The following is a 4,648-nucleotide window of genomic DNA, read 5'->3' on the forward strand; positions in this document are numbered from 1 at the left end:
AACACCCGTAGTGTCGCGCCGCCGAGCCGACGGGGCGTCGGCGCGTAGTGGGCGAAGCCGCGTGCCGTGTCGCGGTCGGCGTCGGGCAGCGCCACCCAGAGTTGTACGCCGTGCAGCATGGACGTCGCGGCGGTCGACACTTCTGAGTGGCAGATCCCCGCGCCCGCGGTCATCAGGTTCAGCTCGCCGGGCCGCACCATCGCGTGCACGCCGGCGCTGTCGCGGTGCTCGACCTCGCCGTCGAAGAGCCAACTGACGGTTTGCAATCCGGTGTGCGGATGCGGCGGCACATCCATCCCGGGGCCGCCGCGGACGTCATGCGGGCCGTAGTGATCGGCAAAACACCACGCCCCGATCAGGGACCGCTCGCGCTGCGGCAGCGTGCGTCGTACCCGGATTGCCCGTGGTCCACCGAGGGGGACTTCGCGCGGATGCAGCACACCGGCGAATGGCGAAGCAGCACAGGCGACTTCAGCCGGCGCGGCGTCGACATTGCTCATGCACTCACAGTAGCCTCCATCGCCGAACGGATGACCTCGAAATCGTGCTCGCCGATCTTGAACACCCCGAAGCGGAATTTGTATCCCCACCGCTTCTTGTCCTCGATGAAGTCCAGCTTGTCGATCAGCGGCCGGATCGGGGTCTCGGTGCACTCGAGGAAGTCGACGTTGCGACGCCACGGCTGGAAGTCCGGCGACACGTCGACCTGGTACGGCTCGTCGTCGGCGACCTGACCGATGGCGGTGAAGGCCTGGAGCGGTTCGCCGTCGGGGTACACGGTTTTCGGTGAGTAGAAGATGATCCAGTCGCCCCGGGCCATCTTGCGCAGCATGTTCGGCTTGCCGTGGTTGGCCTGGGTGAAGCGCCCTCGCACCCCACGCTCGACGTGGTCACGGCTGACGGTATTGATCCACACGTTCATGGTTCGCACGCTAAGCGCGCAGGGTGACACATATGCGTCGGCTCGAGACGGCCTGTGGATAACTCAGCCAGTTAGCATCTGACGCCATGAGTGACGGTGGCTTGACGGCCGAGGATGTTCGGGGTGCGGCGTTCGACAAGCCGCGGTGGGGCAAGCGTGGCTACGACGAGAAATCCGTCGACGACTTCCTGCAACTGGTGGTCCGCCGGCTCGAGGGCCGCGGCCACCTCACGGCCGACGACGTGCGCGGCATCAGGTTCAGGAAGCCGCCGCTAGGCAAGCGGGGATATCGCAACGAAGAGGTCGACGCGCTGCTCGAGCAGATCGCCACCACCATCGCGACTCTCCCCAACCGGGAATGAGCGTCTAGCGGCGCGTTGATCAAGTAGGGACGGTGCCGCCATGGCGCCTCTCGGCGAGTGGTCGCTCGAAGCGACTGATTGGTTGGAGCCCGGGGCATGCCCGGCACCGTCGCATTGGATAACCGGGCACCGCCGCGCGATATTCCTAGCCGTTGCGGTCTAGATGGCCATCCGTTCGTCGTCTGTCCCATGCCACGCATCGACGGCATCCTGCAGCGGCAAGCCGAGTGCATTGCAGAGTCCGATGACCGTGCCGAAGCTCGGGCTGGGCATTCTCCCGACCTCGATCTTGCGCAGCGTCTCGGGTGAGATGCCGGCGTGACGCGCGATCATCTCGGGGTCGCGACCGGCTCGGGTTGTCCTCATCAGCGCGCCGAGCCGTTGCCCGGATCTGACCTGCTCTGGGCTCAGAGGTATGCGCACCATGCGGGTCAGCATAGCGGTATTTAAGTACCGGTACTGGTACCGTCGCAGCGGTATAAAAATACCGATGGATGGAGGGCCGACATGATCGAGCTCAAGACCGCTCGAGAAATCGACAAGATGGCGGTGACGGGTGAGTTCGTCGCGGAGACGCTGGCGACGCTTTCGATCGAGGCGCAGCCGGGAGTGAACTTGATGCAGCTCGAGCACCATGCCCGCACACTTGTTGCGGACCGAGGTGCGGAATCCTGCTACTGGGATTACGCGCCGTCATTCGGGCGCGGCCCATTCCGGAACGTCATCTGCCTGTCGGTCAATGATGCTGTGCTGCATGGGATGCCACGCGACTACGTGCTGCGTGATGGCGACGTGTTGAGCCTGGACTTCGCGGTGTCGATCGACGGTTGGGTGGCCGATTCTGCGGTCACGGTCGTCGTCGGTGACAAGGCGGACACCGCAGACAGAGCGCTGGTCGAGTCGACGCAAAGAGCGCTGGACGCGGGTATCGCCGCGGCGGTGCCGGGTGGTCGGCTTGGTGACATCTCTGCGGCGATAGGCGATGTCGCCACCGAAGCCGGATATCGCGTCAACGTCGAATTCGGTGGTCATGGATTAGGTCGCACCATGCACGAGGATCCCCACGTGCCCAATCGTGGACGGCGCGGACGCGGATTGCTGCTGCGGCCGGGCATGACCTTGGCGCTCGAACCGTGGTGGGCACGAGGCAGTGATCGTCTGGTCATCGATGCCGACGGCTGGACCCTGCGCTCGGCAGACGAGTCGAATACGGCCCATTCCGAGCACACGATCGCGATCACCGAATCCGGCCCGCGCGTACTCACTTCGGCACAGCCGCAGGCCCGCGTGCCCGTTGCGCCCGCTCGCCGCCGACCCCCCGAACTCGGCGGCGAACAGGCAGCGGACTAGGCGCTCTCGGCATATAGGCGGCGGTCTCGCACGGGGTAGCCGTGGCGCTCCGCCAGGGAGCGCAGTTGCCGCAGAGCAAACGTGCGCCCCCTGCCGCCTTCCGGAATCATGATGCCGGCCCACAGCCCTTCCGCACGAGGTAGCTCGCAGGCGTCACGGGCGCACAACCATCGGCGCGGGCACGCCCGGCAGATGGCCTTGGCTTCCTGGTCCGCCGACGACGTCCACCGTTCGGGGTCCCGGGTGCACGCACCGATCGGCATCTCATCCCATTGCGCTGCGTCCATGTCTGTCGCTCCTCTGCACGCTCTGCGGCTGTTATGCCGCGATGTGGAGACCGTAGCTCATCAACCGTAGCGTTGCAACGGTTACTGCTACGCCAATAGCGTTGCGGAAGGCACGAGACGCCGAAGGCCTCTCTGGCGCGCTCGCCGCAAAGCATGCGTAACTGCGCTTATAGGCTAGACGCGGCGGAAGGCGACAGGTCTCGAAGCCGGTGCCAAAACGTAGCGTTGATGCGGTTGGGGCACGCCGCCGAAGGTGTAGCTTTGACACGGATAAAGACCGGCGACATGGAGTCAAGGCGTAGCGGCACCCACCGCGCTGGTTACTATTACCTCGCCGGTCTGCCCACCGAATGCGTGAGGAATCGCCCTAGATGACCAACACGGAGTCGACCGACGAGGCGACGGACGTGCTGGATCCGGGGATGGTCCGCGCCGGCGCGGCAGCTGCCGCCCGGCGCCGGGAGTTGGACATCAGCCAGCGAAGCCTGGCGGCCGACGGCATCATCAACGCGGGGGCGCTCATCGCGTTCGAAAAGGGCAGAAGCTGGCCGCGGGATCGCACCCGAGCAAAGCTCGAGGAAGTTCTGCGATGGCCGCCCGGCACGATCTCCCGGCTGCGGCGAGGCGAGTCGGTCTCTGCGGACGAGGACACCGCACGTGTCTCCGGCGGCGACGAGGTGCCCCTGATCGCCCAGGCGGTGGTGACGGCGGTCAACACGTTCGGTTCGGCCATCGACTCGCTGCCGCCGATGGACGATTCCGACTTCACTCCGCGCATCACCGCGATCCTGTCCGACCTGCGTCAGCTCGAGGCGGTGGCGGTCCGGGCCACTCGGATCAGCAGGGTGACGCCGTCACTGATCAAGGCGCTGAGCACGGTGCGCAGCCGCTACGACGAACTCATGATGCGCGCCGCCAGGGCGCCGGGAGCCACACTGGGTCAGCGGCTGTACGCCGCGCGCCGCGGCGCCAATCTCACCATCGCTGAAACTGCCCAAGCCGCAGGCGTTTCCGAGGACGACATCGTGCGAGCCGAAGCCGAGGAGCCGGTGCCCGCAGCGGCGGTACACGCAATCGAATCGTTGCTCAACGACATCGCCTGATCAACGCGTCAGTGCCGGTCCCTGCTGCGGTCGTCGCGCGTCGGGAAGTGGTCGGCCAGCGCGGCGGCGATCTCGATGAAACGACGCCGGGTCGGCGCCGACATCTCGCTCGTGCGGTCGATCACGCCTCCGGGCCGCAGGTGCCCGTCGAACGGCACCTCGATCACCACCTGGCCCTGGCTCGAAAACTGTTGCGCCAGAATCGAACGCGTCCGATTGTCGGCGTGCCCGTCGGAGTCGTTGAGAACAATCACCGTGCGCTGCAGCAGACCTGTCAGTCCGCGGTTGGCCAGCCAGTCCAGCGTCTGCCCGGCGGCGGCCGCGCCGTCGACCCACGGGGAGGACACCACGATCAGCGCGTCGAGGTCCCGCAGCACCTCCTGGGTGACGGGGGAGTCCATGGTCGAGCTGCAGTCGATGATCGAGATCGTGAAGTACCGGTCCAGCCGAGAAGTCGCTTCCCGGTAGATCGCCGGATCGAGCACCCGGCGGCGGGCTGGCGTCGCCTCGCCCGCCAGTACGAACAAGCCGGCGGCGTTGTTGCCCACCCGGCTGCGCACGTCGGCGAACGTCTCGAGGTGCTGATCGGAGGCCAGCTCCCAGTAGGAGCCCTGCGCCTTCGGG

General features: G+C 66.4%; 8 protein-coding genes. 3 read left to right on the forward strand and 5 right to left on the reverse strand.

From position 1 onward, the window contains the following. On the reverse strand, positions 1–500 hold a 500-nt coding region (locus tag VFH65_RS29850; RefSeq protein ID WP_353326816.1), incomplete at its 3' end, for a pirin family protein. Continuing rightward, positions 497–922, reverse strand: coding sequence for an EVE domain-containing protein (locus VFH65_RS29855; RefSeq protein ID WP_353326817.1), 426 nt, complete (start codon positions 920–922; stop codon positions 497–499). The genes VFH65_RS29850 and VFH65_RS29855, both read right to left, overlap by 4 nt. Positions 923–1,008: 86 nt before the next feature. Here VFH65_RS29855 and VFH65_RS29860 point away from each other — a divergent pair, with 86 nt between their 5' ends. After that, positions 1,009–1,284, forward strand: a complete 276-nt coding sequence (locus VFH65_RS29860; protein WP_353326819.1) for a DivIVA domain-containing protein — start codon at positions 1,009–1,011, stop codon at positions 1,282–1,284. 159 nt (positions 1,285–1,443) lie between these two features. Here VFH65_RS29860 and VFH65_RS29865 read toward each other — a convergent pair whose 3' ends face one another. After that, positions 1,444–1,710, reverse strand: a complete 267-nt coding sequence (locus VFH65_RS29865; RefSeq protein ID WP_353326821.1) for a helix-turn-helix domain-containing protein — start codon at positions 1,708–1,710, stop codon at positions 1,444–1,446. Between the two features lie 81 nt (positions 1,711–1,791). Between VFH65_RS29865 and map the strand changes: the two genes are divergently transcribed. Beyond that, the gene (map, locus tag VFH65_RS29870) at positions 1,792–2,634 is read left to right on the forward strand and encodes a type I methionyl aminopeptidase (protein ID WP_353326823.1); all 843 of its coding nucleotides are present in this window, start codon (positions 1,792–1,794) and stop codon (positions 2,632–2,634) included. Here map and VFH65_RS29875 read toward each other — a convergent pair. Further along, a complete protein-coding gene (locus tag VFH65_RS29875; RefSeq protein ID WP_353326825.1) occupies positions 2,631–2,921 on the reverse strand; it encodes a WhiB family transcriptional regulator in 291 nt (96 codons plus the stop codon). The genes map and VFH65_RS29875 overlap by 4 nt on opposite strands. A gap of 371 nt (positions 2,922–3,292) precedes the next feature. On the opposite strand from VFH65_RS29875, the gene VFH65_RS29880 reads away from it, so the two are divergent. Further along, a complete protein-coding gene (locus tag VFH65_RS29880; RefSeq protein WP_353326827.1) occupies positions 3,293–4,024 on the forward strand; it encodes a transcriptional regulator in 732 nt (243 codons plus the stop codon). 8 nt (positions 4,025–4,032) lie between these two features. On the opposite strand, the gene VFH65_RS29885 is transcribed toward VFH65_RS29880, so the two are convergent. Then, positions 4,033–4,648: MinD/ParA family ATP-binding protein (locus VFH65_RS29885; protein WP_353326829.1), on the reverse strand; the 616-nt coding region annotated here is incomplete at its 5' end.

It is taken from the genome of Mycobacterium sp. (genome assembly GCF_035697385.1).
Lineage (GTDB): Bacteria > Actinomycetota > Actinomycetes > Mycobacteriales > Mycobacteriaceae > Mycobacterium.